The organism is Streptomyces humidus, assembly GCF_014649655.1.
GTDB lineage: Bacteria > Actinomycetota > Actinomycetes > Streptomycetales > Streptomycetaceae > Streptomyces > Streptomyces humidus.
In genome coordinates this window covers 180,841-206,637 of record NZ_BMTL01000003.1, presented here as the reverse complement: position 1 = coordinate 206,637, position 25,797 = coordinate 180,841, and the positions used below count along the sequence as shown (strand labels likewise).

At 72.2% G+C, this 25,797-nt stretch carries 22 protein-coding genes; 12 read left to right on the top strand and 10 right to left on the bottom strand.

Features of this window, described 5'->3' with window-relative positions; translation table 11 throughout:
- Window positions 1-46 precede the first annotated feature (46 nt).
- From IE239_RS04375 to IE239_RS04365, 3 genes are all read left to right on the top strand, one after another.
- Window positions 47-991 carry an RluA family pseudouridine synthase gene (locus IE239_RS04375; protein WP_190147903.1) on the top strand — a complete coding sequence of 315 codons (945 nt, stop codon included), beginning with the start codon at window positions 47-49 and terminating at the stop codon, window positions 989-991.
- Window positions 988-1,476: a GNAT family N-acetyltransferase gene (locus tag IE239_RS04370; protein WP_190147902.1), complete on the top strand. Its 489-nt coding sequence runs from the start codon at window positions 988-990 to the stop codon at window positions 1,474-1,476. Before IE239_RS04375 ends, IE239_RS04370 begins: the two co-directional genes overlap by 4 nt.
- 66 nt (window positions 1,477-1,542) lie before the next feature.
- The gene (locus tag IE239_RS04365; protein ID WP_190147901.1) at window positions 1,543-3,129 is read left to right on the top strand and encodes a Na+/H+ antiporter; all 1,587 of its coding nucleotides are present in this window, start codon (window positions 1,543-1,545) and stop codon (window positions 3,127-3,129) included.
- A gap of 164 nt (window positions 3,130-3,293) precedes the next feature.
- Here the strand turns inward: IE239_RS04365 and IE239_RS04360 are convergent, their stop codons facing one another.
- Window positions 3,294-4,406, bottom strand: coding sequence for a mechanosensitive ion channel family protein (locus tag IE239_RS04360; RefSeq protein ID WP_190147900.1), 1,113 nt, complete (start codon window positions 4,404-4,406; stop codon window positions 3,294-3,296).
- Between the two features lie 98 nt (window positions 4,407-4,504).
- Between IE239_RS04360 and IE239_RS04355 the strand changes: the two genes are divergently transcribed.
- A complete protein-coding gene (locus tag IE239_RS04355; RefSeq protein WP_190147899.1) occupies window positions 4,505-5,074 on the top strand; it encodes a dienelactone hydrolase family protein in 570 nt (189 codons plus the stop codon).
- Window positions 5,075-5,191: 117 nt separating this feature from the next.
- Here IE239_RS04355 and IE239_RS04350 read toward each other — a convergent pair whose 3' ends face one another.
- From IE239_RS04350 to IE239_RS04335, 4 genes are all read right to left on the bottom strand, one after another.
- Complete coding sequence (locus IE239_RS04350; protein WP_190147898.1) at window positions 5,192-6,871, bottom strand: alkaline phosphatase D family protein; 1,680 nt, start codon at window positions 6,869-6,871, stop codon at window positions 5,192-5,194.
- Between the two features lie 102 nt (window positions 6,872-6,973).
- Window positions 6,974-7,786 carry a thioredoxin domain-containing protein gene (locus IE239_RS04345; protein WP_190147897.1) on the bottom strand — a complete coding sequence of 271 codons (813 nt, stop codon included), beginning with the start codon at window positions 7,784-7,786 and terminating at the stop codon, window positions 6,974-6,976.
- A 97-nt stretch (window positions 7,787-7,883) separates the two neighbouring features.
- Entirely contained in the window at window positions 7,884-8,576 is a 693-nt protein-coding gene (locus tag IE239_RS04340) for a hypothetical protein (RefSeq protein WP_190147896.1), read from the bottom strand.
- A gap of 67 nt (window positions 8,577-8,643) precedes the next feature.
- Window positions 8,644-9,984 (bottom strand): DUF2252 domain-containing protein, encoded by a 1,341-nt coding sequence (locus tag IE239_RS04335; protein WP_190147895.1) that lies wholly within the window; start codon window positions 9,982-9,984, stop codon window positions 8,644-8,646.
- A gap of 214 nt (window positions 9,985-10,198) precedes the next feature.
- Between IE239_RS04335 and dnaE the strand changes: the two genes are divergently transcribed.
- On the top strand, window positions 10,199-13,738 hold the full coding sequence (gene dnaE, locus IE239_RS04330; RefSeq protein WP_190147894.1) for a DNA polymerase III subunit alpha: 3,540 nt from the start codon (window positions 10,199-10,201) through the stop codon (window positions 13,736-13,738).
- An 86-nt stretch (window positions 13,739-13,824) separates the two neighbouring features.
- Here the strand turns inward: dnaE and IE239_RS04325 are convergent, their stop codons facing one another.
- Complete coding sequence (locus IE239_RS04325) at window positions 13,825-13,989, bottom strand: hypothetical protein (protein WP_190147893.1); 165 nt, start codon at window positions 13,987-13,989, stop codon at window positions 13,825-13,827.
- A 223-nt stretch (window positions 13,990-14,212) separates the two neighbouring features.
- Here IE239_RS04325 and IE239_RS04320 point away from each other — a divergent pair, with 223 nt between their 5' ends.
- The 4 genes from IE239_RS04320 to IE239_RS04305 all read left to right on the top strand — a co-directional run bounded on the left by IE239_RS04320 (window position 14,213) and on the right by IE239_RS04305 (window position 18,168).
- On the top strand, window positions 14,213-15,433 hold the full coding sequence (locus IE239_RS04320) for an NYN domain-containing protein (RefSeq protein WP_190147892.1): 1,221 nt from the start codon (window positions 14,213-14,215) through the stop codon (window positions 15,431-15,433).
- A 63-nt stretch (window positions 15,434-15,496) separates the two neighbouring features.
- Window positions 15,497-16,516: an ABC transporter ATP-binding protein gene (locus tag IE239_RS04315; RefSeq protein WP_190147891.1), complete on the top strand. Its 1,020-nt coding sequence runs from the start codon at window positions 15,497-15,499 to the stop codon at window positions 16,514-16,516.
- Between the two features lie 103 nt (window positions 16,517-16,619).
- A complete protein-coding gene (locus tag IE239_RS04310) occupies window positions 16,620-17,444 on the top strand; it encodes an ABC transporter permease (protein ID WP_190147890.1) in 825 nt (274 codons plus the stop codon).
- Between the two features lie 34 nt (window positions 17,445-17,478).
- On the top strand, window positions 17,479-18,168 hold the full coding sequence (locus IE239_RS04305) for a DUF2567 domain-containing protein (protein ID WP_190147889.1): 690 nt from the start codon (window positions 17,479-17,481) through the stop codon (window positions 18,166-18,168).
- A gap of 306 nt (window positions 18,169-18,474) precedes the next feature.
- On the opposite strand, the gene ybaK is transcribed toward IE239_RS04305, so the two are convergent.
- The 4 genes from ybaK to IE239_RS04285 form a co-directional block, all read right to left on the bottom strand.
- Window positions 18,475-18,981 carry a Cys-tRNA(Pro) deacylase gene (gene ybaK, locus IE239_RS04300; RefSeq protein WP_190147888.1) on the bottom strand — a complete coding sequence of 169 codons (507 nt, stop codon included), beginning with the start codon at window positions 18,979-18,981 and terminating at the stop codon, window positions 18,475-18,477.
- Window positions 18,982-19,000: 19 nt separating this feature from the next.
- Window positions 19,001-19,741, bottom strand: a complete 741-nt coding sequence (locus tag IE239_RS04295) for an LON peptidase substrate-binding domain-containing protein (RefSeq protein ID WP_190147887.1) — start codon at window positions 19,739-19,741, stop codon at window positions 19,001-19,003.
- Between the two features lie 11 nt (window positions 19,742-19,752).
- Window positions 19,753-20,796 carry a hypothetical protein gene (locus IE239_RS04290; protein WP_190147886.1) on the bottom strand — a complete coding sequence of 348 codons (1,044 nt, stop codon included), beginning with the start codon at window positions 20,794-20,796 and terminating at the stop codon, window positions 19,753-19,755.
- A 204-nt stretch (window positions 20,797-21,000) separates the two neighbouring features.
- The gene (locus IE239_RS04285; protein WP_190147885.1) at window positions 21,001-22,590 is read right to left on the bottom strand and encodes an oxidoreductase; all 1,590 of its coding nucleotides are present in this window, start codon (window positions 22,588-22,590) and stop codon (window positions 21,001-21,003) included.
- 176 nt (window positions 22,591-22,766) lie between these two features.
- Between IE239_RS04285 and hisD the strand changes: the two genes are divergently transcribed.
- Genes hisD through hisB form a run of 3 tightly spaced genes read left to right on the top strand, consistent with a single transcriptional unit; the run spans window position 22,767 to window position 25,797 of the window.
- Window positions 22,767-24,092 (top strand): histidinol dehydrogenase, encoded by a 1,326-nt coding sequence (hisD, locus tag IE239_RS04280; protein WP_190147884.1) that lies wholly within the window; start codon window positions 22,767-22,769, stop codon window positions 24,090-24,092.
- Window positions 24,089-25,198, top strand: a complete 1,110-nt coding sequence (locus tag IE239_RS04275; RefSeq protein WP_190147883.1) for a histidinol-phosphate transaminase — start codon at window positions 24,089-24,091, stop codon at window positions 25,196-25,198. Before hisD ends, IE239_RS04275 begins: the two co-directional genes overlap by 4 nt.
- Entirely contained in the window at window positions 25,195-25,797 is a 603-nt protein-coding gene (gene hisB, locus IE239_RS04270) for an imidazoleglycerol-phosphate dehydratase HisB (protein WP_190147882.1), read from the top strand. Before IE239_RS04275 ends, hisB begins: the two co-directional genes overlap by 4 nt.

The following is a 25,797-nucleotide window of genomic DNA, read 5'->3' as shown; positions in this document are numbered from 1 at the left end:
CACAGGCCCGTACGGCGGGGCCGTGCCCGTCCGGCATACTCGACGGGTGAGCACGATTCCCGAGATCCGTACCCTGCCCGTGCCGGACGGCCTGGAGGGCGAGCGCGTCGACGCCGCCATCTCCCGCATGTTCGGCTTCTCCCGTACGAAGGCCGCCGAGCTGGCCGCGGCGGGGAAGGTCATGGTCGACGGCTCGGTGGTCGGCAAGTCCGAGCGGGTCAGCGGCGGCGCCTGGCTGGAGGTCGAGATGCCCCAGGCCCCGGCGCCGGTGCAGATCGTCGCCGAGCCGGTGGAGGGCATGGAGATCGTCCATGACGACGACGACGTGGTCGTCATCGTCAAGCCGGTCGGCGTGGCCGCGCACCCGTCGCCCGGCTGGAGCGGGCCGACGGTGATCGGCGGGCTGGCCGCCGCCGGCTACCGGATCTCCACCTCCGGCGCGGCCGAGCGCCAGGGCATCGTGCACCGGCTCGACGTCGGCACGTCCGGTCTGATGGTCGTCGCCAAGTCGGAGCGGGCGTACACGTCGCTGAAGCGCCAGTTCAAGGAGCGCACGGTCGACAAGCGCTACCACACGCTCGTCCAGGGCCACCCCGACCCGACCAGCGGCACCATCGACGCGCCCATCGGCCGCCACCCCCAGCACGACTACAAGTGGGCGGTCACCGCCGAGGGCAAGCCGTCCGTCACGCACTACGACCTGATCGAGGCCTTCCGGGCGGCCTCCCTGCTGGACGTGAAGCTGGAGACGGGCCGCACGCACCAGATCCGCGTGCACATGGCCGCCCACCGCCACCCCTGCGTGGGCGACCTGACGTACGGCGCCGACCCCACCCTCGCCAAGCGGCTGGGGCTGACCCGGCAGTGGCTGCACGCCGTGCGGCTGGGCTTCGAGCACCCCGGGGACGGCCAGTGGGCGGAGTTCGCCAGCGACTACCCCGCGGACCTGGCCAAGGCCCTCGACCAGGTCCGCGAGGAGACCTACGGATGAGTGAAGACCTCCGGCCGAGCGGCACGCGTGCGTACGTGGTGCGCGTCGCCGAGGACCTCGCCGACCGGGAGGCCTGCTTCGCCGTCCGCAAGGAGGTCTTCGTCGCCGAGCAGGGCGTGCCCGAGGACCTGGAGTACGACGAGCACGACGCCGGCGCCGTGCACGTGCTGGCGGTCGGGCAGGACGGGCGGCCGCTCGGCGCCGGGCGGCTGCTGTACGGCGAGGCGGCCGCGGCCGGGACCGGCGATCCGTCGGTGGGCTCGCTGGGGCGGCTCGCCGTGACACGCGAGGTGCGCGGGCTGGGTGTCGGCGTCGCTCTGGTGAAAGGCATCGAGGAGGCGGCACGCGCGCGGGGACTCACGGCGGTGGACCTGCACGCACAGACGCACGCGCTGGGATTCTACGAACGCCTGGGGTACACGGCCTACGGGCCGGAGGACCTGGAGGCGGGCATTCCGCACCGGTCCATGCGCCGTTCGCTGTAGCGGACGGCGGGCGTGCGACGCTTGAGGTCCGGATGTTCTTGATCGTCCAGACCCGGAGCGCTGACCGTGGACCAGTTGGCCCTGTTGTTCGTTCTGCTGCTCGGGGCCGTGGTGAGCGTCCCCGTGGGGGACCGGTTCGGGTTGCCCGCGCCGGTGCTGATGACCTTGCTCGGCATCGTCCTCGCGGTGCTCGACTTCGTGCCCAACGTGGAGATCCCGCCCGACCTGATCCTGCCCCTGCTGCTGCCTCCGCTGCTGTACGCGGCGGTGCGGCGGACCTCTTGGCGGCAGTTCGCGGCGAACGTGCGGCCGATCTTCCTGCTGGCCGTGGCGCTGGTCTTCGTCACGACCGTCTGTGTGGCCGCCGTGGCCCACGCGGTCGTGCCGGGTCTGCCGGTCGCCGCCGCCGTCGCGCTGGGCGCGCTCGTCGCGCCCCCTGACCCCGTGGCGGCGACCGCCGTCGCCGGGCAGCTGGGCCTGCCCCGCCGGCTGGTGTCCATCCTGGAGGGCGAGGGGCTGTTCAACGACGTCACGGCCATCGTGCTCTACCACGTCGCGATCGCGGCAGCCGTGAGCGGGACGTTCTCGCCGTGGCGTGCCGGTCTCGACCTGGTGCTGTCCGCCGTGGTGGCGGTGGCCGTGGGCGTGGCGCTCGGGTGGGGCGCGAACCGGCTGCTGGACGTCCTCGGCGACACCACGCTGCAGATCGGGCTGACGCTGCTGGTGCCGTACGCCTCGTACGTGCTGGCGGAGGAGTTCCACGGCTCCGGGGTGCTGGCCGTGCTGACCACCGCGCTCTTCCTCGCCGAGTACGCCACCGACCCCGACGACGTGCTGACCCGGCTGGCCGGCCACACCTTCTGGGACATCATCGACACCCTCGTCACGGGCGTCGCGTTCGGGCTGATCGGCCTGGAGCTGCACAACGCGATCCGCACGGCCTCGGGACGCTGGGCGGAGATGCTCGGGTGGGCGGGCGTGATCGTGGCCGTGGTCGTCGTCGTGCGGCTGCTCTGGCTGATGCCGGCGACCTGGCTGACGCAGCGGCTGCACGCCCGCAAGGACCATCTGGAGGACATCCCGACGAACTGGCGGGAGACCGTCGTCATGTGGTGGGCGGGGATGCGCGGGGTGGCCTCGGTGGCGTTGGCGCTGGCCGTCCCGCTGGAGACCGACGACGGGGGGCCCTTCCCCGATCGCAACGAGATCGTCTTCATCGCGTTCGGCGTGATCATGGCAACGCTGGTGCTGCAGGGGCTCACGCTGCCCTGGCTGGTGAAGCGGCTCGGCGTGCGGTCCGACACCGGCCGCGAGAAGGCGTTCGAGAAGGAACTGGCGGTGCGGGCGGCGAAGGCGGCGAAGCAGCGGCTGCGCGAGATCGAGTCCGAGGAGGACCTCTCCGAGGAGCTGTCCGAGCAGATGCTGCGGCGGGCCTTCGACATCGGGCTGCGGATCAGCCCGGACGTCGGGGAGGACGAGCGGCGCGAGGGGCACGACCAGCGGGTGCGCCGGCTCAAGCGGGTGCGGCGGATCCAGAACGAGATGCTGAGCGCGGCGCGGCACGAGGTGGTGGCGGCGCGCAGCGAGGCCGGCGCCGACCCCGAGATCGTCGACCGGGTGCTGCGGCATCTGGACGTGCGCAGCCTGCGCTGAGGCGGACGGCCTGGGGCGGCGGCCGGGGGGTTCCGACCGCCGGTGGCCGGCGGCCGGGGGCGCGACGGTCGCGTGAACCGTCGCGCCCCCGGCCCCGCCGCCCCTCACCCTCAGGTCGTGCCGGTCGTCCGGGCCGACGGGGTCGCCGAGCGGGCGTCCGACGTTCAGCGGCCCGTGCGCGGCGACTCGGCGGCGTGGCGGGCAGCACCGTCGGGGGAGGAGCTCTGGGCGGGCAGACGGCCCGGAGGCAGCGCCGCGTTCGCGGTGTTGACCCGCGGCAGCGCGTACGGGTGCTCCTTCCACAGCCAGCGGATCATCTCCTCGCGGACCCTGACCCGCACCGTCCAGATGTCGTCGGAGTCCTTGGCCGTGACCAGCGCCCGCACCTGCATGGTGTTGGGCGTGGTGTCCGTGACGTCCAGGCCGCAGGCACGGCCGTCCCAGGCCGGGCACTCGCGCAGGATGTCGCGCAGCTTCTCCCGCATCGCCTCCACCGGCGCCGCGTGGTCGACATGCCAGTAGACGATGCCGGTCATCTGCGGCGTGCCGCGCGACCAGTTCTCGAACGGCTTGGAGGTGAAGTACGACACCGGCATCGTGATGCGGCGCTCGTCCCAGGTGCGCACGGTCAGGAAGGTCAGGGTGATCTCCTCGACCGTGCCCCACTCGCCGTCCACCACCACCGTGTCGCCGATGCGCACCATGTCGCCGAACGCGATCTGCAGCCCGGCGAACAGGTTGCTCAGCGTGGACTGGGCGGCCACACCGGCGACGATGCCGAGGATCCCGGCGGAGGCCAGCAGGGAGGCGCCCGCCGCGCGCATCGCGGGGAACGTCAGCAGCATCGCGGCGGCCGCGACGACGCCGACGACGGCCGAGACCACCCGCATGATCAGCGACACCTGGGTGCGCACCCTGCGGACCCGGGCCGCGTCGCGGTGCATCCGCGCGTAGTGCGAGTACGACGTCTCGACGACCGCCCCGGCGATCCGGATCACCAGCCAGGCCGCCGAGCCGATCAGCACCAGGGTGAGGGTGCGGCCGATGCCGACCTTGTGGTCCTGCGACAGCTGCGCCTGGTCGTAGGAGCCTCTCAGCATCGCCGCGCACAGCACCAGCTGATACGGGATGCGAGCACGGCGCAGCAGGCCCCAGAGAGAGGTCTCGGGGTGCCGTCGGTCGGCCTTGCACAGCAGACGGTCGGTGGCCCAGCCGATGAGGAAGGTCAGCACCACCGATCCGCCCACCACGATCACGGGGCGGAGCAGGTTCTCCATGACTTCGAACGTAACCGGGTCCGCGAGGCCTTGAACCTGTGACTTCTGTGAGGAGGCGCACGCACGGGGCTGTCGGTGCCGGCTGGCACCATGGGCGCATGAACATCATGCTCTTCCATTCGACCTACGGTCCGCGGCCCGCGGTGCGCGCCGCGGCGGACCGGCTGAGCGCCGCCGGACACGAGGTCCGCACGCCGGACCTCTTCGACGGGCGCACGTTCGACACGGTCGAGGAGGGCATGGCGTACAAGGAGGAGATCGGCAAGGAGGAGCTGCTCAGGAGAGCGGTCCTGGCCGCCGCCCCCTACTCGGAGCGAGGGCTGGTGTACGCCGGGTTCTCGCTGGGCGCGTCCATCGCGCAGACGCTCGCCCTCGGCGACGACAAGGCGCGCGGCCTGCTGCTCCTGCACGGCACCTCGGACCTCGCGCCGAACGTCACGGTGGACGATCTGCCGGTGCAGCTTCATGTGGCCGGGCCGGACCCGTTCGAGACCGACGACTGGCTGAGCGCCTGGTATCTCCAGATGGGCAGAGCGGGCGCCGACGTGGAGATCTACCGGTACGCGGGAGCCGGGCACCTGTACACCGACCCCGGCCTGCCCGACTACGACGAGGAGGCGGCCGAGGCCACCTGGCGGGTGGCGCTCGGCTTCCTCGAGACCTTGTGACCCCGTGGCCGTGAACCCGTGACCCTCGGGGCCTTGCGGCTCTGTGGCGCCGTGCCCCTTGACCGGGGGCCGTGACCGGGCCGGGCGGCCGGATCCCCTCAGCGGGCGGGCCGGCCGCTACACCGGGTCGTACGTGCGCTCCACCTTCTGCGTGCCGGTGCGCGTGCGGTACGAGCGCCACCACGACGAGGTCGCGGCGGGGTTCGTCCGGTCGGAGACGACGTAGTAGTCCATCTGCGCGCGGTCGGCGGTGAGGTCCAGGACGCCGTAGCCGTGCCGGTCGGTGTCCACGAAGTGCACATGCCGGTTGGCGGCCCGGATGACCGGGGAGGCGACCGCGGTGAGGGTGCCCTCGGGGACCTTCACGATGTCGTCGAGGTTGTCGGAGGTCACCGAGGTGACCACGAACTCCGTGGCGGCCGAGGCCGACAGGGGATAGGTCCCGGCGTCCACCGGCACGTCGTTGGCCCACGCCATGTGGATGTCGCCGGTCAGGAAGACCGTGTTGCGGATGGCGTTCGCGCGCAGGTGGGCGAGGAGTTCACGGCGGTCGTCGGTGTAGCCGTCCCACTGGTCGGTGTTGAGGCCGAGGCCGTCCTGGGGCAGGCCGAGCAGCTTGGCCAGCGGCTTGAACAGGTCCGCGGAGAGCGAGCCGATCACGAACGGCGAGATCATCACCGAGTTGCCGACCAGCCGCCACGCGGTGTCGGAAGCCTTCAGCCCGGCCTTGAGCCAGTCCAGTTGGGCGCGGCCGGTGATCGTGCGGTCCGGGTCGTCCACGGCGCCCTTGCCCACGCCGACCTGCTGGGAGCGGAAGGACCGCAGGTCCAGCAGCGAGAGGTCGGCGAGCTTGCCGAACCGCAGCCGCCGGTAGGTGGTGCCGGCGATCGCCGGGCGGACCGGCATCCACTCGAAGTAGGCCTGCTTGGCGGCCGCCTGACGCGCCGACCAGGCGCCCTCGGCGCCCTCGGTGTGGTTCTCCGCGCCGCCCGACCAGGTGTCGTTCGCGAACTCGTGGTCGTCCCAGATCGCGATGACCGGCGCCTTGCTGTGCAGCGCCTGGAGGTCCGGGTCGGTCTTGTACTTGCCGTGCCGGGTGCGGTAGTCGGCGAGCGTGAGGATCTCGTGGGCGGGCGCCGTCTGCCGTACGACGGCGCCGCGCGTGCCGTACTGGCCGGTGCCGTACTCGTAGATGTAGTCGCCGAGGTGCAGCCAGGCGTCGAGGTCGCCGCGGGCCGCGAGGTGGCGGTACGAGGAGAAGTAGCCGGCCTCCCAGTTGGCGCAGGAGACCACGCCGAAGCGCAGCCCGGTCACCGCCGCGTCGGCCGCCGGCGCGGTGCGGGTACGCGCCACGGGGGAGTCGACGCCGCCGGCCGAGAAGCGGAACCAGTAGTCGGTGGCGGGCGCGAGGCCGCGGACGTCGGCCTTGACGGTGTGGTCGCTCGCGGCGGTCGCGGTGGTCGTCCCCCGGGAGACGACGTCGGTCAGCGCCTTGTCCCGGGCGACGACCCAGCTCACCTCGGTGTCCGGGCCGAGCCCGGAACCCGGTGCCGCCTCGGCGGTGGGCGTCACCCGGGTCCACAGCAGGACGCCGTCGGGCAGCGGGTCCCCGGAGGCGAGGCCGTGCAGGAAGACGGGGGCCTCGGCGGCGCGGGCGGGCAGCGCGGCGACGAGCGGGCCGGCCAGCACGGCGGTGGCGGCGGCCGCCTTGACGACCGTGCGGCGGCGCGGCAGAAGCGAGTCGGGGCGCTGCGACGGGGTGGCGGCGCTCTCGGATGTTCCGTGTCTACTGGTCACGGCCGATCAGATTACTGACCGGTATGACAAAAGAGCGGGCGAACTCCCAAGAGTTCGCCCGCTCTTCGCGGAACGGCGGCTGAACCGTCGCTCAGGAGCCGGTCAGCCCTTGAGGGCCGCGGTGAGCGCCGTGTTGAAGTCGGCGACCGTCATCGGGGCGTTCTTGCCGCCGGGGCCAGTCAGTGTCTTGCCGTCCATCTTCAGCGTCGGGGTTCCCGAGACGCCGCTGCTGTCGAAGGTCTTGGCCATCTCCAGCGCCCAGCGGTCGTAGGTGCCGTCCTTGACCGCCTTCTGGAACTTTGCGTTGCCCTTCAGGGCCGGGACCGTGTCGGCCACCTTGATCAGGTAGGAGTCGTCCTTGAACTTGTCCTCGGTCTCCTTGGGGTGGTACTTCACCGAGTACAGCGCGGTCTTGTACTCGAGGAACGCCTCCGGGCTGACGTTCAGCGCCGCGCCCAGGGCGCTGAGACCGTTCTTGGAGCCCTCGCCGGTCAGGTTCCTGTCGAGGAACGTCGCGCCGACGAACTGGAGCTTGAACTTGCCGGCGTCGAAGTCGCTCTTCACCGTGGAGCCGACGGTCTGCTCGAACTCGGCGCAGACGGGGCAGCGCGGGTCCTCGTACATCACGAGGGTCTTCTTGGCGCTCGCCTTGCCCATGACGACGGTCGTGCCGTCCTTGCCGCTGGTGTTGGCCGGCGCGACCAGCTTGGCCTTCGCGGCGTCCTCCCAGTAGCCCGGCTTGTTGGCCTGGACGACGGCGTAGCCTATGCCGCCGGCCACGGCCAGCACGGCGACGGCCGAGCACGCGACGATGATCTGCCGCTTGGCCTTGGCCCGCTTGGCCTCGCGCTCGCGCTCGATGCGCAGCCGCTCCCGGGCCGCCGTCTTCGACGCCGCGCTGTTCCTCTTGCTCATGGTTTCTCCAAAGGGACGCGCACCCGTGGGTACGCGGAAGTCTTGTGGGGACGTGCGGGGACTCGTGCCGAGCCGTGCTCGGCGGCCGCCGGTCCGGTCAGACGGCGGCGGCCGGGCACGGCGGGCCGCGCCGTCCCAGGGAGTGCACGAGGATCCGCTCGCGGACGGTGGCCGTACGGGGCGCGGGGCGCGGCAGGCGGCGGACCGCCGGGGCGCGTCGTACGGTCACGGCGGCGACGGCCAGCAACAGCGGCCGGAAGGTGTTCGCGGTGGCCGCCCGCAGCACCTGGGCCAGCGCCCGCTCGCCCCTGCGCAGCCAGGCGGCGGCGAGCAGGCCGACGCCGACGTGCGCGGCGAGCAGCAGCCAGGCGGTGGCCGGGTCGGCGTGGGCGAGCAGACCGCCGAGCCGGTCGGGGTCGGTGCCCGTGACCTGGGCCAGCGGGGTGCCGAAGGGCGTGCCGTCGCCGCACAGCACGTCCCAGCCGACCGAGGCCAGCGGCCCGGCGACCGGGCCGCCCGCCCGGCCGTAGCAGACGTGCTGCCCGGTGGTGAAGACGGTGTCGGCGGCCAGCTCCAGCGGGATCAGCAGGGCCGCGATCCGCCCGAAGCCGCGCTCGCGGCCGGCGAGGGCGTATGCGAGGCCGAACACGGCGGCCGCGACGACGGCCACCGTGCTGAGCGGCAGCGGGACCCGCGACAGCAGCACGTGCGACGCGCTGCTGAGCGTCACGACGAAGGCCGTGAACAGCGCCGCGCGTACGGCTCTGAGGCGGGTCCCGGATATGTCCATTGCGCAGGAGAGTGTGCCACGTACCGCTGTAGGAGGCCGCTAAAGGGTCCCTGTGAGCGGCGGACCGTTAGAGACCTGGAATCCGGCCGTTGCGGAACAGGTCGACGAAGATCTGGTGGTCGGCACGCGCGCGTGCGCCGTAGGCGTGCGCGAAGTCGACGAGCAGCGGCGCGAAGCCGTCCTCGTCGGCCGCGATGGCCGCGTCGATGGCCCGCTCCGTGGAGAACGGCACCAGCGACTCGCCGGACTGGTCGTCCGCGGCCGCGTGCATGGTGGCCGTGGCCCGGCCCAGGTCGGCGACGACGCCCGCGATCTCCTCCGGATCGTCGATGTCGCCCCAGTCCAGGTCGACCGCGTAGGGCGAGACCTCGGCGACCAGCTGCCCCGCGCCGTCCAGCTCGGTCCAGCCCAGCCACGGGTCGGCGTGGGCCTGCAGGGCACGCTGGGAGATCACCGTGCGATGGCCCTCGTGCTGGAAGTAGTCGCGGATCGCGGGGTCGGTGACGTGCCGGGAGACGGCCGGGGTCTGGGCCTGCTTGATGTAGATCACCACGTCGTTCTCCAGGGCGTCGCTGTTGCCCTCCAGGAGGATGTTGTACGACGGCAGGCCCGCCGACCCGATGCCGATGCCGCGGCGGCCGACGACGTCCTTGACGCGGTAGGAGTCCGGGCGGGTCAGCGAGGACTCCGGCAGCGTCTCCAGATAGCCGTCGAAGGCGGCCAGGACCTTGTAGCGGGTCGCCGCGTCCAGCTCGACGGAGCCGCCGCCCGGCGCGAAGCGGCGCTCGAAGTCACGGATCTCCGTCATCGAGTCCAGCAGCCCGAAGCGGGTCAGCGAGCGGGCGTCGCGCAGCGCGTCCAGCAGGGGGCCCTGGGCGGTGTCCAGGGTGAAGGGCGGCACCTCGTCGCTCTTGGCGCCCGTCGCCAGCGCGTGGACGCGCTCGCGGTAGGCGCCCGCGTAGACCTCCACCAGCTCGGTGATCTGGTCGTCGGAGAGCGCCTTCGCGTACCCGATCAGGGCGAGCGAGGCGGACAGCCGCTTGAGGTCCCAGGTGAAGGGGCCGACGTAGGCCTCGTCGAAGTCGTTGACGTTGAAGATCAGCCGGCCCGTGGCGTCCATGTACGTGCCGAAGTTCTCCGCGTGCAGGTCGCCGTGGATCCACACGCGCGAGGTGCGGTCGTCCAGGAACGGGCCGCCCCGCCTCGAGCCGAAGCCGTCGTTCGCGGTGAGATCGTGGTAGAAGAGGCCCGCCGTGCCCCGGTAGAACGCGAACGCCGAGGCCGCCATCTTCCGGAACTTCACGCGGAACGCGGCCGGGTCGGCGGCCAGGAGCTCGCCGAACGCGGTGTCGAAGACGGCGAGGATCTGCTCGCCGCGGTGCTCGTCGTCGAGCTGCGGAACCGACATCGCTGGGTGCCTCCTGGTGCATGACGTGTACGACAGCGTTTCTGTCGTCTCCAACGGGCGGAGCCGTGCGAAAGTGCCCGTGCCCCTCGCTGTGAAGGTACGCGTGGGAGACCCCGGAGTGTCAGTGGCGAGGCATAGACTTCGACGCTGTCCCCCGGACCGTCCGCAACCCGTGGGGCGCCCGTCGACCCTTGTTTCCCTGGAGGCCGCAGCCGTGTCAAAGCCGCCGTTCACGCACCTGCACGTCCACACCCAGTACTCCCTGCTGGACGGTGCCGCGCGGCTGAAGGACATGTTCGACGCGTGCAACGAGATGGGCATGACCCACATCGCCATGTCGGACCACGGAAACCTGCACGGGGCGTACGACTTCTTCCACACCGCGAAGAAGGCCGGAGTCACCCCGATCATCGGGATCGAGGCGTACGTCGCTCCCGAGTCGCGGCGCAACAAGCGCAAGATCCAGTGGGGCCAGCCGCACCAGAAGCGCGACGACGTCTCCGGTTCCGGCGGCTACACCCACAAGACGATCTGGGCGGCGAACGCGACGGGCCTGCACAACCTCTTCCGGCTCTCCTCGGACGCGTACGCCGAGGGCTGGCTCCAGAAGTGGCCCCGGATGGACAAGGAGACCATCGCCCAGTGGTCCGAGGGGCTCATCGCCTCCACCGGCTGCCCCTCCGGAGAGCTCCAGACCCGGCTGCGCCTCGGCCAGAAGGAGGAGGCGCTCAAGGCGGCCGCCGACTACCAGGACATCTTCGGCAAGGACCGGTACTTCCTGGAGCTGATGGACCACGGCATCGAGATCGAGAGCCGGGTCCGCGACGGCCTCCTGGAGATCGGCAAGAAGCTCGGCATCCCGCCGCTGGTCACCAACGACTCGCACTACACGTACGCGCACGAGGCGACCGCGCACGACGCGCTCCTGTGCATCCAGACCGGCAAGAACCTCTCGGACCCGGACCGCTTCCGCTTCGACGGCACCGGCTACTACCTGAAGTCCACCGACGAGATGTACGCCATCGACTCCTCGGACGCCTGGCAGGAGGGCTGCGCCAACACCCTCCTGGTGGCCGAGCAGATCGACACCACCGGCATGTTCGAGGCGAAGAACCTCATGCCGAAGTTCGACATCCCCGACGGCTTCACCGAGGTCACCTGGTTCAAGGAGGAGGTCCGCCGCGGGATGGACCGCCGCTTCCCGGGCGGCGTCCCCGAGGACCGGCAGAAGCAGGTCGAGTACGAGATGGACGTCATCATCCAGATGGGGTTCCCGGGCTACTTCCTCGTCGTCGCCGACTTCATCATGTGGGCGAAGAAGAACGGCATCGCCGTCGGTCCCGGCCGTGGTTCCGCGGCCGGCTCGATCGTCGCCTACGCCATGGGCATCACCGACCTCGACCCGATCCCGCACGGTCTGATCTTCGAGCGGTTCCTCAACCCCGAGCGCGTCTCCATGCCCGACGTCGACATCGACTTCGACGAGCGCAGGCGTGTCGAGGTGATCCGCTACGTGACCGAGAAGTACGGCGCCGACAAGGTCGCCATGATCGGCACCTACGGCAAGATCAAGGCGAAGAACGCCATCAAGGACTCCGCGCGCGTGCTGGGCTACCCGTACGCGATGGGCGACCGCCTCACCAAGGCCATGCCCGCCGACGTCCTGGGCAAGGGCATCGACCTCAACGGCATCACCGACCCCTCGCACCCGCGCTACAGCGAGGCCGGCGAGATCCGCGCGATGTACGAGAACGAGCCGGACGTCAAGAAGGTCATCGACACCGCCAAGGGCGTCGAGGGCCTGGTCCGGCAGATGGGTGTGCACGCGGCGGGCGTGATCATGTCCAGCGAGCCCATCGTCGACCACGCCCCCATCTGGGTGCGGCACACGGACGGCGTGACCATCACCCAGTGGGACTACCCGCAGTGCGAGTCGCTCGGCCTGCTCAAGATGGACTTCCTGGGGCTGCGCAACCTGACGATCATGGACGACGCCGTCAAGATGGTGAAGTCCAACAAGGGCATCGACCTCGACCTGCTGGCCCTGCCGCTCGACGACCCGAAGACCTTCGAACTGCTCCAGCGCGGTGACACCCTCGGCGTCTTCCAGTTCGACGGCGGCCCCATGCGCTCGCTGCTGCGCCTGATGAAGCCCGACAACTTCGAGGACATCTCCGCCGTCTCCGCGCTCTACCGTCCGGGCCCGATGGGCATGGACTCGCACACCAACTACGCGCTGCGCAAGAACAAGCTCCAGGAGATCACCCCGATCCACCCGGAGCTGGAGGAGCCCCTCGAAGAGGTCCTGGCCGTCACCTACGGTCTGATCGTCTACCAGGAGCAGGTGCAGAAGGCCGCCCAGATCATCGCCGGGTACTCGCTCGGCGAGGCCGACATCCTGCGCCGCGTGATGGGCAAGAAGAAGCCCGACGAACTGGCGAAGAACTTCACCATCTTCCAGGCCGGCGCGAAGAAGAACGGCTACAGCGACGAGGCGATCAAGGCCCTGTGGGACGTCCTGGTCCCCTTCGCCGGCTACGCGTTCAACAAGGCGCACTCCGCCGCGTACGGCCTGGTCTCGTACTGGACCGCCTACCTGAAGGCGAACCACCCGGCCGAGTACATGGCCGGACTGCTCACCTCGGTCAAGGACGACAAGGACAAGTCGGCCGTCTACCTCAACGAGTGCCGGCGCATGGGCATCAAGGTGCTCCCGCCGAACGTCAACGAGTCGGTGCACAACTTCGCCGCGCAGGGCGACGACGTGATCCTCTTCGGCCTCGAAGCCGTGCGCAACGTCGGCACCAACGTGGTCGAGTCGATCATCAGGAGCCGCAAGGCCAAGGGGAAGTACGCCTCCTTCCCCGACTACCTCGACAAGGTCGAGGCGGTCGCCTGCAACAAGCGCACCACGGAGTCGCTGATCAAGGCGGGCGCGTTCGACACCCTGGGGCACACCCGCAAGGGCCTCACCGCGCACTTCGAGCCGATGATCGACAACGTGGTCGCGGTCAAGCGCAAGGAGGCCGAGGGCCAGTTCGACCTCTTCGGCGGCATGGGCGAGGAGGAGACCAGCGAGCCCGGCTTCGGTCTCGACGTCGAGTTCACGACCGACGAGTGGGAGAAGACGTATCTGCTCGCCCAGGAGCGGGAGATGCTCGGTCTGTACGTCTCCGACCATCCGCTCTTCGGCCTGGAGCACGTGCTGTCCGACAAGGCCGACGCGGGCATCGCCCAGCTCACCGGCGGCGAGCACGGGGACGGCGCGGTGGTGACCATCGGCGGCATCATCTCCGGCCTGCAGCGCAAGATGACCAAGCAGGGCAACGCCTGGGCGATCGCCACCGTCGAGGACCTCGCGGGCTCCATCGAGTGCATGTTCTTCCCGGCGACGTACCAGCTCGTGTCGACCCAACTCGTCGAGGACGCCGTCGTCTTCGTCAAGGGCCGCCTCGACAAGCGCGAGGACGTGCCGCGGCTCGTCGCGATGGAGCTGCAGGTCCCCGACCTGTCCAACGCGGGCACCAACGCGCCCGTGATCCTCACCATCCCCGCCACCCGCGTCACCCCGCCGATGATCAACCGCCTCGGCGAGATCCTCACCCACCACCGGGGCGACAGCGAGGTCCGGATCAGGCTCCAGGGCCCGACGAAGACGACCGTGCTGCGTCTGGACCGGCACCGGGTCAAGCCCGATCCCGCGCTGTTCGGCGATCTGAAGGTGCTGCTCGGCCCGTCCTGCCTGGCCGGCTGATCGCGGGACGACGCAGACGAGGGGCGCATCCGGCATCGGATGCGCCCCTCGCTGTGCTCGGGCTGCAACAGCACGCCGCTCCGGGGTCAGTTGTGGCCGAAGCGCTTCTGCCGGCCCTTGCGGGCCATGTCGGCGGGTGTCACCTGGGCGATGTGCTGCTCGGCCTGCGACTCCATCGTGGACGGCCGTGCCGCCTGCTGACCACGCTCGGACTGCGGCTGCTTACGTTCCTGCTTCTTGTTCTTGGCCATGGTGCTCTGCCTCCTGGGGGGATCTAGGGGCCAGGGCCGGGACCAGATTCACATAGGCTGACTTACGACGCATTTCGGATAATTACCGTGTGTAACAGGGGTTGTCGCCATGCACGCACGCGAAACGCCACGCCGAAGATCGAGTTCGGGCCGTTAACCTCCGCGCCGTCGGGCAGACTCGAAGGAAGCCCGAAGCAAACCTCCCGGAAAGAGGGTGAGTCGTGTGGACCGCTGCATCGTCCTGGTGGACGCCGGGTATCTGCTGGGGGCCGCCGCGAGTCTCCTCGCCGGAGAGCCCTCGCGATCCCGCATCACCGTCGACCACGCCGCCCTCGTCCAGGGCCTGCGCGAACAGGCCGAGTCCGAGACCGAGCGCCCGCTGCTGCGCATCTACTGGTTCGACGGCGCTCCCGACCGCGTTCCGCAGCCCGAGCACCGCAGGCTGCGGGTGATGCCCCGGGTGACCGTCCGGCTGGGCGCCCTGACCCGCAGCGACGGACGGTGGGCCCAGAAGGGCGTCGACGCCGCCATGCACGCCGAGCTGACCGAGCTGGCCCGTAACCGCGCCTGCTCCGACGTCGTCCTCGTCACCGGCGACGGCGATCTGCTGCCCGGGATGATGGCCGCCAAGGAGCACGGCGTCGCCGTCCACCTGTGGGCCGTGCAGGCCGCCGACGGCGACTACAACCAGTCCGAGGACCTGGTCGCCGAGGCGGACGAGCGGCGCGTCCTGGACCGCACCTGGATCACCAAGGCCGTCCGCGCCAAGGAGCTCGGCGGGATCTGCGCGCCGCCGCCGGCGCCCCGGCCCGAGATCGCCGCCATCCTCTCCGCCCCGCTGCCCGAATCCGGGCTCGCACCGGCCGCCGAGCGCACCCCCGAGGAGACCGAGCACCCCTCCGGAGGCGGCGGTTCCGACAACGGCACGCAGGAGCGCGTCCCCGCCCCCAAGGGCGTCCCGACCCCCAAGGACCTGGCCGCCCTGCGCGCACCCGGCGCCCAGGCCGTCCAGCACCCCGCCACCGCGACCCTGCGCTGGTCCTCCGACAAGGGCTGGGTCGACCGGCCCGGAGCCGCCCCCGAACCCTCCGAGGTCGCCTCGATGCCGACGCTCGCGCAGGTCACCACGGCCGAGCAGCGGTGGGCCGACCGCGAGGAGGACATCACCACCGTCGGCGGCGATCCCTTCGAGGTGGGCCAGGTCTTCGCGCGCCGCTGGATGGGACGCCTCGGCGACCAGGGCCATCTGCAGAAGCTGTCGGGCATGTACCCGCGCATCCCGCACCGCATCGACGGCGAGCTGCTGAGGTACGCGGCCCGCTTCGGACTGCTCGCCCACAAGGACGACCAGATCGACGAACACGACCGGTACGCCATCCGGGCGGGTTTCTGGCGCGAGATCGACGTGCGCACGGCCGCCGAGCACGCTCCGGCGGGGGACTGAGCCGGTACTCCCGGACGCCCCCGACGGCGAACGGAGGTCTCCGACCCCGTACCCTCGTGCCTTGTGAGTACGCGCGCGGCATCGGCAGTTCGGCACGGGGCCGAGGTCGTGTGCGCCGTGCGTGGGCTGACGAAGTCCTATCCGGCGGTCCGGGGCCGGCGCGGCACTCCCGCGACCCCCGAGGTCCGGGCCACCGACGGCGTGCGGCTGGACATCAGGCGCGGTGAGATCTTCGGGCTGCTCGGTCCGAACGGCGCCGGCAAGACCACCCTCGTGCGGCAGATGACCGGGCTGATGCGGCCCGACGCGGGCAGTGTGGAGATCCTCGGCCACGACATCGTGCGCCACCCCGACCGGGCCGCGCGGATCCTCGCCTACCTCGGCCAGGAGTCCACCGCCCTCGACGAACTCACCGTCTCGCTGGCCGCCGAGACCACCGGCCGGCTGCGCGGCCTCGACCTGCGCACGGCCCGCCGGGAGCGCGACGCCGTCCTCGACGAGCTGGGCCTCACCGCGCTCGCCGGGCGGCCGCTGCGCAAGCTGTCCGGCGGACAGCGCCGCCTCGCCTGCTTCGCCGCCGCGCTGGTGGGCGAGCGGCCCCTGCTGGTGCTCGACGAGCCGACCACCGGGATGGACCCGGTCGCCCGCCGGGCCGTCTGGGCCGCCGTCGACCGCCGACGCGCCGAACGCGGGACGACCGTGCTGCTCGTCACCCACAACGTCATCGAGGCCGAGACCGTCCTCGACCGGGTCGCCGTCCTCGACCAGGGCCGCGTCATCGCGTGCGACACCCCCTCCGGACTCAAGGAGCAGGTCGCCGACGAGGTGCGGGTGGAGCTGGTGTGGCGCGAGCGGGCGCCGCTGGACGTGCCCGAGGTCGCCGCGCTGCGGGAACGGGCCGTGGAGTCCGGACGCCGCTGGACGCTGCGCCTGGCCCCCGACGAGGCGCGGGCCGTCGTCGCCACCGTCACCGGCGGGGCCGCCTTCGCCGCGCTGGACGACTTCACCCTGGCCGCCCCCAGCCTGGAGGACGTGTACCTCGCGCTGGGCGGGGCGGCACGGCAGGGACTGGTACGGGCGTGAGCGCGTGGACGACGCCGGGCGCGAGGCCCGTCGGGGTGAGCGGGCGGGCCGGCGGGGCCGTATGGGACGGTATGAGAACCGTAGGGAAGAGGAGCAGCGCCACGTGAGTGTCGTACCCGCCGAGGTTCTGCCGGGCGACGCCCGGGCCGTCACGGAGACCGCCCGCACCGGCGCCGCCGAGCTCGCGCCGCGCGCCCGGCTGTGGCCGTCGCTCGCGGCCGTGTACCGGGCCCAGCTGTCCCGGGCCCGGGTGGCGCGCATCCCGCTGCTGTTCGTGGCGACCTTCCAGTCGGTCGGCATCCTGATCATGATGCGGGGCGTGGTGGACGGCGGGCACGAGGCGGAGTCCGTGGTGGCGGGGTCCGCGGTGCTGGTCGTCGCCTTCGTCGCGCTGAACCTCCTCGCCCAGTACTTCGGGCAGCTGCGGGCGAGCGGGGGCCTGGACCACTATGCGACGCTGCCCGTGCCGCCCGCCGCCGTGGTGCTGGGGGCGGCGGGCGCCTACGCCTCCTTCACGGTGCCCGGGACGCTGGTGACCGCCGTGTTCGGGTGCGTGCTGTTCGGGCTGCCCCTGACGCATCTGTGGATCCTCGCGGCCGTGATCCCGCTGGCCGGGGCCGCGCTGTCGGGGCTCGGCGCGGCCTTCGGGCTGCTCGCGCCGCGGCCGGAGCTGGCCACGGTGCTCGGTCAGCTCGGCATGTCGGCCGCGCTGCTGCTGGGCGTGCTGCCGCCGGACCGGATGCCGGAGGCGGTGCGCCTCGCCCGTGACCTGCTGCCGTCGACGTACGGCGTCGAGGCGTTCGCCCGGACCTTCGGGGCGCGTCCCGACTGGGCGTACGTGTTCGGCGACCTCGCCGTGTGCGCGGGCGTGGGCGTGGTCTCGCTCGCCGTCGCCACCTGGGCGTACCGCCGGGCCGCCGTCCGGTGACGCGCGGCCGGGGCGGGCCTGGCACGATGTCAGGGTGACCGCACCGCTGACTCCGCCTCCGCCGCCGCACGAACCGTCCTCGCACGAGGCCTGGCCGCCGCCGACCGCGGGGCACGCGGGAGTGGCCGCCGCGCCCCATGACGTCGCGTACGGACAGGACGGGCCCGGGATGAAGACCGAACTGCGCGAGGCCGCCGTGATCACGGTCGCGGTCGCCGCGGCCGGGGCGCTGCTCGGGCTGCTGTGGATGTGGCTGGCCCCGAGCGTGCCGCTCGTCGGGGATCTGGCTGACGGGCAGTGGGTCGTCTACTTCAAGGACACCGAGGGGGAGCAGGCCGTCGGCGTGGACGGGACGTTCACGCTGCTGGCCCTCGCGTGCGGAGCGGTGAGCGCGGTCGCGGTGTTCCTGTGGCGGCGGCGTGGCGGAGTGCCGCTGGTCGTCGCGCTCGCGGTCGGCGGTTTCCTCGGGTCGCTGCTGGCCTGGCGGCTGGGGGTGTGGCTCGGGCCCGGGTCCGACGTGATCGCGCATGCGCGGTCGGCCGGCAAGGGGGTGACGTTCTCCGCGCCGCTGAAGCTCGGCGCGAAGGGCGCGCTCCTCGCGTGGCCGCTCGCCGCCTCACTGGTGCATCTGGGGCTCACGGCGCTGTTCGGGCCCCGGGACCCCGATCCGTTCGAGCCGTACGGGACGGCCCCCAAGGACGGGTACGGGACCCCCATGGCCTAGTGCCGCAGCAGGCGATGTTCGCCCCGTCACGACGCAAACATTGCCTGCCGCGGCACTGGCAGGCGCCGATGACCCGGTGCCGGGAGGCGCGTGCCGAGAACTGCGTGCCGGGCGGCGCGAGCCCTGCGGGACCGTGCCCGTGTCGTCGGGGGCGCCCGCCCGGACCCGGGACCGAGCGGCGCCGCCTCCGCTCCGCCGTCGCACGCGCCGGACGTCGACAGCCCGTCCCCCGCGCGGGCGGAGCGGCGGTGTCGCGCGGACACGGCCGCGGGCGGTCCGGGGGCGGCCCTACGCGTCGAAGAGCCCTCAGCCCCGGCCGATCCTGGCCGACACCGCCCCGGTGAGCTCGGCGAGGTCCGTCGGGGAGAGCTCCACCTCCAGGCCCCGGCGGCCCGCCGAGACGCAGATCGTGGTGTGGGCCTTCGCCGAGTCGTCCAGGACCGTGGGGAGCCTCTTGCGCTGGCCCAGCGGGGAGATGCCGCCCCGGACGTAGCCGGTGGTGCGTTCGGCCAGGGCGGGGTCGGCCATCGCCGCTCGTTTGCCGCCCACCGCCGCCGCCAGGGCCTTCAGGTCCAGGGAGCCGGCGACCGGGACCACCGCCACCGTCAGGGCCCCGTCCACGTCCGCGACCAGGGTCTTGAAGACCCGGTCGGGGGAGACGCCCATCGCCTCGGCCGCCTCCTCGCCGTACGACGGGTGGCTCGGATCGTGGTCGTAGGCGTGGAGCGTGAAGTCCACGCCGGCCGCTGTCAGGGCCACCGTCGCGGGAGTGCCCCCGGCCTGCTGCTGTTGCTTCTTCGACTTCTTCGCCATTCGGGCCTTCTCGGTGACGTCAGTTGAGACTCGTCGGGCCGCGGGTCAGGTCCGCCGCCGGCAGGGAGGGCAGGTTGCGGATGATCGCCGTCTCCGCGCGCAGCAGCGTCAGTTCGTCCCGCAGCCGGGAGGCCGTGTCCGGGGCCTGCAGCAGTCGCTGCTTGGTGGGCGTGTCCAGCATCATCGCGGCCGCCACCAGATACGACACCACCGACGGGTCGTCGGGGAGTTCCGCGCCCGTGGTCAGGGAGCGTTCGCGGGCGCCCGCCAGGCGCTTCTGGTACTGACGGAAGGAGCGCAGCACACCCTCCGCGAGCGCGCCCGCCTCGTCGCCCGGTTCCTCGGGCAGCTCCTGCAGCTCCGCCGTCAGGAACGGGCCGGAGGCGTCCACCGACAGCAGCTTCACGCGGGTCGTGCCCGTCGCCAGCACCTCGAAGGTGCCGTCGGCCCGCTCGCGGACTGTCGCCGCGTCGGCCACGCAGCCGACGCCGTGGAACGCCTTGACCGGGTCGTCGCCGAAACCGGCCGCGGGGCCGCGTTCCGGCAGCGCCGTCCGGTCGGGCAGTCCGGGGGAGCTGGGCGCCACCTCGTGGCCGTCACGGATGGCGACGACGGCGAACCGGCGCGATTCGTCCTCGGGGGTCTTCAGCAGATCGCGCATCATGGCGCGATAACGCTCCTCGAAGACGTTGAGCGGGAGCACGAGTCCCGGGAACAACACCGAGTTCAGGGGGAAGAGCGGCAGACGGACGGTGGTCACGACGCAGAAGCCTAGTGGTCCGCCGGGCGGGCTCGTCCGCCGTGCCCGTTCCCTGGATGCCAGGGGGGCCGCTCCGACGGCCCCGAGCGCACTTCCTCGCGGACCGCCAGGAAGTGGCCGAGGGGGTCGTCGGACAGCCGGTCCCAGGGGAAGGACGTGGCGTACGGGCCGATCAGACGCAGTTGGGCGAGGGCCTCGTCGTGGCGGTCCAGGCGGACCAGGACGTACGTCAGGACGTTGCGGATCTCGGCCGGCCACGGGTCGGCGCCCGGGAAACGGGCCGACAGGTCGACGGCCCGGTCGGCGGCCGCGTCCAGCCGTTCGCGCGGCACCTCGGGGCCGCAGCCGTCGGTCAGGTAGGCGAGTGCCGCGCGGGCCGGCAGCGCCTGGACGAGGGAACCGGCCGGTGCGTCCTGCGCCGCCCGGTCGGCGAAGTCGAAGCACTCGCGGTGGGAACCGTGCCAGGATTCGGCCAGATAGCGCTTGGCGGCTACATGACAGCCGTAGTGGTGCGGGGCGCGGCGCACCGCGGCCTCCCACAGCTCCCCGAAGTACTTGTGCCCGGCACGCGTGCCGCGGGCGTGGTCCAGGGCGATCCGCCACGGCACCGGGTCGCGGACGTCGCTCTGCGCGGCCGCCGTGATCAGCGGACTCACCTCGCGCAGCAGTTCGGCCCGGGCCGGCGAGCCCCAGGCGCGGGCCACGGCGAGTTGCGCGGAGACGAGCAGGACGTCGGGGTCGCGCGGGGCGGCGGCACGCCAGTCCTCGAACCACTCGGGGCGGGAGAGGGCGAAGGACGCCAGCCGGGTGGCGTACCGGTCGCGGTACTCCCACTCGGCGCGTTCGCGGGTGCGAACCAGCAGTTCGGCGGCGGGGGCGTACGCGCCCAGGCCGGCCGCGACCAGCGCGGGGCCGAGCCGGTCGTCGGGCACGTCGAGGAGCACCTCGTCGTCGGCGGGGAGACCGGCGGCGCTGTGAGCGGCGGCGTACCGTGCCGACCGGGACGTCCGGGAGGCGCGGATGAACGGGGGCAGCAGAGCCATGGTGCCGACCATTGAAAAGCCGCAGGTTCAGATCGCGCCAGAGGGTGCGGGCAACCTGCGGAAAGTTGTACGGCGCCGGGTCAAGGGAAGGTAAAAGGCGGGATCGCCCGCGGGGTCTGGGCTGGGGCCGGCGGACGTGGGGCCCGGTGGACGTGGGGCCCGGTGGACGTGGGGCCGGACGGCGCGGGGGTGGTGGCGCGCCCCCGCGCGCGGCGGTCAGCTCCGGCGCAGCAGACGCGTCGCTCCCGCCGCCACCGCCGTCGCCAGGATCCAGCCCAGCAGGATCAGCGCGGTCGACAGCCACTGCCAGCCCCCGTGCAGCTGCCACTGGCCGACCTGCCCCAGGTCGATGACCGGCAGCAGCAGGTCCAGGGCGAACAGGGCCGGGCTCCACGGCGCATGCCTTCCTGGATCGACGGCCGGATGCGCGGCGTGCGCGAAGGCCAGCGAGCTCGCGGCCCACAGCACCGCCATCCACACCGCCGCCCTGCCCGGCCGGTACCCGTAGGCGACCGTCCAGTCCTGCGCGTAGCCCCAGAGCTTCGCGGCCGGCGGCAGGGTCTCGCGCCGGCGGCGCTGCTTGGCCAGCAGGACCTCCCGGGCGTCCTCGTCCTCCCCGCCGGCGCGCAGCACGGCCGCCAGCCGCTCGTACGGCTCCGGTGCGTACTCGGCGGTCGCGGCGGCCACCCAGCGCAGCCGCTCCGCCAGCGAGAACGGGCCCTGCGGCACCAGGTTCTCGTATGCGAAGCCGCCCATGTGCAGACACCCGGGGCCCGGCCACGCGCTCGCCCGGTCCACCAGGTTGACCACCCGCGCCCCGGACAGCACGACCTTGCCGCGCCTCGGCTGTTCCCCGAGGAAGCGCAGCTCGGACGTCTGTACCCGGCGCAGCGACAGCTCCTGGTCGTCCGTGAAGCCGAACCGGGCCTGCTCCAGGTCCACGGCGTCCCCGAACCGGCCGTCGTCCAGACGCACGCCGCCCCGGCACTCGAAGCGCTGTACGCGCGTCCCACGCGCGGGGGTCGTGCCGCTGAGGGCCTGGCCCCCGACGCCGGCCGGGGTCAGGTACAGCGAGCGCTCCACGGTGAGCTGGGGCGCGTTCAGCGCCAGCCGCGTGTAGGGGTTGGCCAGCCGCGCCCCCCGCAGGCTCAGCGACACCCCGATCTTGGCGCTGCGCAGACTCATCTCGCCGTGCGATTCCAGGAGCTCGGCCTGCAGGTCCTGGCCGACCGTCATGCCGTCCGCGGCGATCGAGCGGCCGGTGCGGTCGCGGTAGACGATCGCCTGGTTCATCAGCAGGTCCGTGCCGATCTGCGCGTCGGTGAGCCGTACCCCGTTGTGGAAGCGGCAGCGGGGCAGGTGCAGGTCGCCCTCGGTGTGCAGCCGGGCGGCCTCCAGCCGCGGCACCGAGCAGTCCACCATCCGCAGGGTCGTGAACCGCGCCTCCGGCATCCGCACCTCGCGCTCGAAGCGGCAGCGCTTCATCTCCACGTACGGCACCACCGTGCCGCCCGCGAGGTCCAGCGAGCCGCTGATCTGCACGCCGGCGAGCTTCAGCGAGGCCACCCGGCCGGCCAGCGCGGGCGGCCCGGCCAGCAGCAGCCACGCCACGATCCGCGCCCGCACGGTGCGCGAGCCACCCCACGGATGCCCGCCGTGCGGATCGTCGACGACCGTGTCCCCGCTGCTCAGGTCGTACACGCTGCCGTTGCGGAAGGCCTGCCACATGCCGGCCTCGGCGGCGGTCAGATCGTCCGGCAGATCTCCGGCGTCGCCCCCCGTTCGGATGCCCGCCCCCTCGGTCACCTGACGTGCCCCTTTCCTCACTCGCCGCGCTCACGGCCTTCGCACGGCTGTTCATGCCCGGTGAGCGGCCCCCGGACGCCGGCCCCGAAGAGGATCTTCCGGATTCCGGCCACGGTCTGTATCAGCCATTGATACGCGCGGACGACCCCCGATCCCGGTCTGAGAGAATTGACCACGTGATCTCCCGAATCGATCTGCGCGGCGACGCCCTCCCCGAGGGACCCGCCCTGCGCGACCTGCTGCCCCGAGCCGACTTCGACGTCTCGGCCGCCCTGGAGAAGGTGCGTCCGATCTGCGAGGCCGTGCATCATCGGGGCGACGCGGCACTGATCGACTTCGCCGAGCGGTTCGACGGGGTGCGGCTGGAATCCGTGCGGGTCCCGGCCGGGGCCATCGCCGACGCGCTGGAGGGGCTCGACCCGGCCGTGCGCGCGGCCCTGGAGGAGTCCATCCGCCGCGCCCGAGCCGTCCACCGCGAGCAGCGCCGCGGCACGCACACCGTCCAGGTCGTCCCCGGCGGCTCGGTCACCGAGAAGTGGGTGCCGGTCGACCGGGTCGGGCTGTACGCGCCCGGCGGCCGGTCCGTCTACCCCTCTTCCGTGATCATGAACGTGGTCCCGGCCCAGGAGGCGGGCGTCGGGTCGATCGCGCTCGCGTCCCCCGCGCAGGCGGAGTTCGGCGGCCTGCCGCACCCGACGATCCTGGCGGCCTGCGCGCTGCTCGGCGTCGACGAGGTGTACGCGGCGGGCGGCGCGACCGCGGTCGCGATGTTCGCCCACGGCACGGAGTCCTGCCCGCCCGCCAACATGGTCACCGGGCCGGGCAACATCTGGGTCGCCGCCGCCAAGCGGTTCTACGCGGGCAGGATCGGCATCGACGCCGAAGCCGGCCCCACCGAGATCGCGGTCCTCGCGGACTCCACCGCCGACCCGGTGCACGTCGCGTCCGACCTGATCAGCCAGGCCGAGCACGACCCGCTGGCCGCCGCCGTCCTGGTCACCGACTCCGTGGAACTGGCGGACGCCGTCGAGAAGGAGCTGGCGCCGCAGGTCGCGGCCACCCGGCACGTCGACGACCGGATCGTCCCGGCGCTCGGCGGCCGGCAGTCGGCGATCGTGCTCGTCGACGGCGTCGAGGAGGGCCTGCGGGTCGTCGACGCGTACGGCGCCGAGCACCTGGAGATCCAGACCGCCGACGCCGCGGCGGTCGCCGACCGGGTCAGGAACGCGGGCGCGATCTTCGTCGGCCCCTGGGCGCCGGTGTCCCTCGGCGACTACGCCGCCGGATCCAATCACGTCCTGCCCACGGGCGGCTGCGCCTGCCACTCCTCCGGGCTGTCCGTGCAGTCCTTCCTGCGGGGCATCCACATCGTCGACTACACGCGCGAGGCGCTGGCCGACGTCGCCCACCACGTGGTGACGCTGGCGGAGGCGGAGGATCTGCCGGCGCACGGCGCGGCGATCAAGGCGAGGTTCGGGTGGAAGGTGCCGACGACCCAGTGAACATCGGAATCGACGATCTCCCCGTACGCGACGAGCTGCGCGGCAAGTCCCCCTACGGCGCGCCCCAGCTGGACGTCCCCGTACGGCTGAACACCAACGAGAACCCCTACCCGCTGCCCGACGCGCTGGTCGAGCGGATCGCCGAGCGGGTGCGCGAGGCGGCCCGCCACCTCAACCGCTACCCCGACCGGGACGCCGTCGAGCTGCGCACCCGGCTCGCGAAGTACCTCACCGACACGACGGGGCACACGGTCGGCCCGGCCGAGGTGTGGGCCGCCAACGGCTCCAACGAGGTCCTCCAGCAGCTGCTGCAGGCCTTCGGCGGGCCGGGCCGCACGGCGATCGGCTTCGAGCCGTCCTACTCGATGCACGCGCTCATCGCGCGCGGCACCGGGACCGGCTGGATCTCCGGCCCCCGCAACGAGGACTTCACCGTCGACCTCGCCGCGGCCGAGAAGGCCATCGCCGAGCACCGCCCGGACGTCGTGTTCATCACGACCCCCAACAACCCCACCGGCACCGCCGTCCCCGCCGAGACGGTCCTCGCCCTGTACGAGGCCGCCCAGGCCGCCAAGCCGTCGATGGTCGTCGTCGACGAGGCCTACGTCGAGTTCAGCCACAGCGCGTCACTGCTGCCGCTGATCGAAGGACGGCCGAATCTCGTCGTCTCGCGGACGATGTCGAAGGCCTTCGGCGCGGCCGGCCTGCGCCTCGGCTACCTCGCCGCGCACCCGGCGGTCGTGGACGCCGTGCAGCTCGTGCGGCTGCCCTACCACCTCTCGGCCGTCACCCAGGCGACCGCGCTGGCCGCGCTGGAGCACACCGGCACGCTGCTGAAGTACGTCGAGCAGCTGAAGTCGGAGCGCGACCGGCTGGTGAGCGAGCTGCTCGCCGCCGGGTACGAGGTCACGGCGTCCGACGCCAACTTCGTGCAGTTCGGGCGGTTCGACGACGCCCACGCCGTGTGGCGGCAGATCCTCGACCGGGGCGTCCTGGTCCGGGACAACGGCGTGCCCGGCCGGCTGCGGGTCACCGCCGGAACCCCCGAAGAGAACGACGCGTTCCTCGACGCGGTCCGTGAAGTGAAGAAGGAGCAGAGCGCATGACTCGCGAAGGACGTGTCGGAAGAATCGAGCGCACCACGAAGGAGACGTCGGTTCTCGTCGAGATCGACCTCGACGGCACCGGCAAGGTCGAGGTGGCGACCGGCGTCGGCTTCTACGACCACATGCTCGACCAGCTCGGCCGGCACGGTCTGTTCGACCTCACCGTGAAGACCGACGGCGACCTCCACATCGACTCCCACCACACCATCGAGGACACCGCCCTCGCGCTCGGCGCCGCCTTCAGGCAGGCCCTCGGCGACAAGGTGGGCATCTACCGCTTCGGCAACTGCACGGTCCCGCTGGACGAATCGCTCGCCCAGGTCACCGTCGACCTGTCCGGCCGCCCCTACCTCGTGCACACCGAGCCCGAGAACATGGCGCCGATGATCGGCGAGTACGACACGACGATGACCCGCCACATCCTGGAGTCCTTCGTCGCGCAGGCGCAGATCGCCCTGCACGTGCACGTGCCCTACGGGCGCAACGCGCACCACATCGTGGAGTGCCAGTTCAAGGCGCTGGCCCGGGCGCTGCGCTACGCCTCCGAGCGCGACCCGCGCGCGGCCGGCATCCTCCCCTCCACGAAGGGCGCGCTGTAA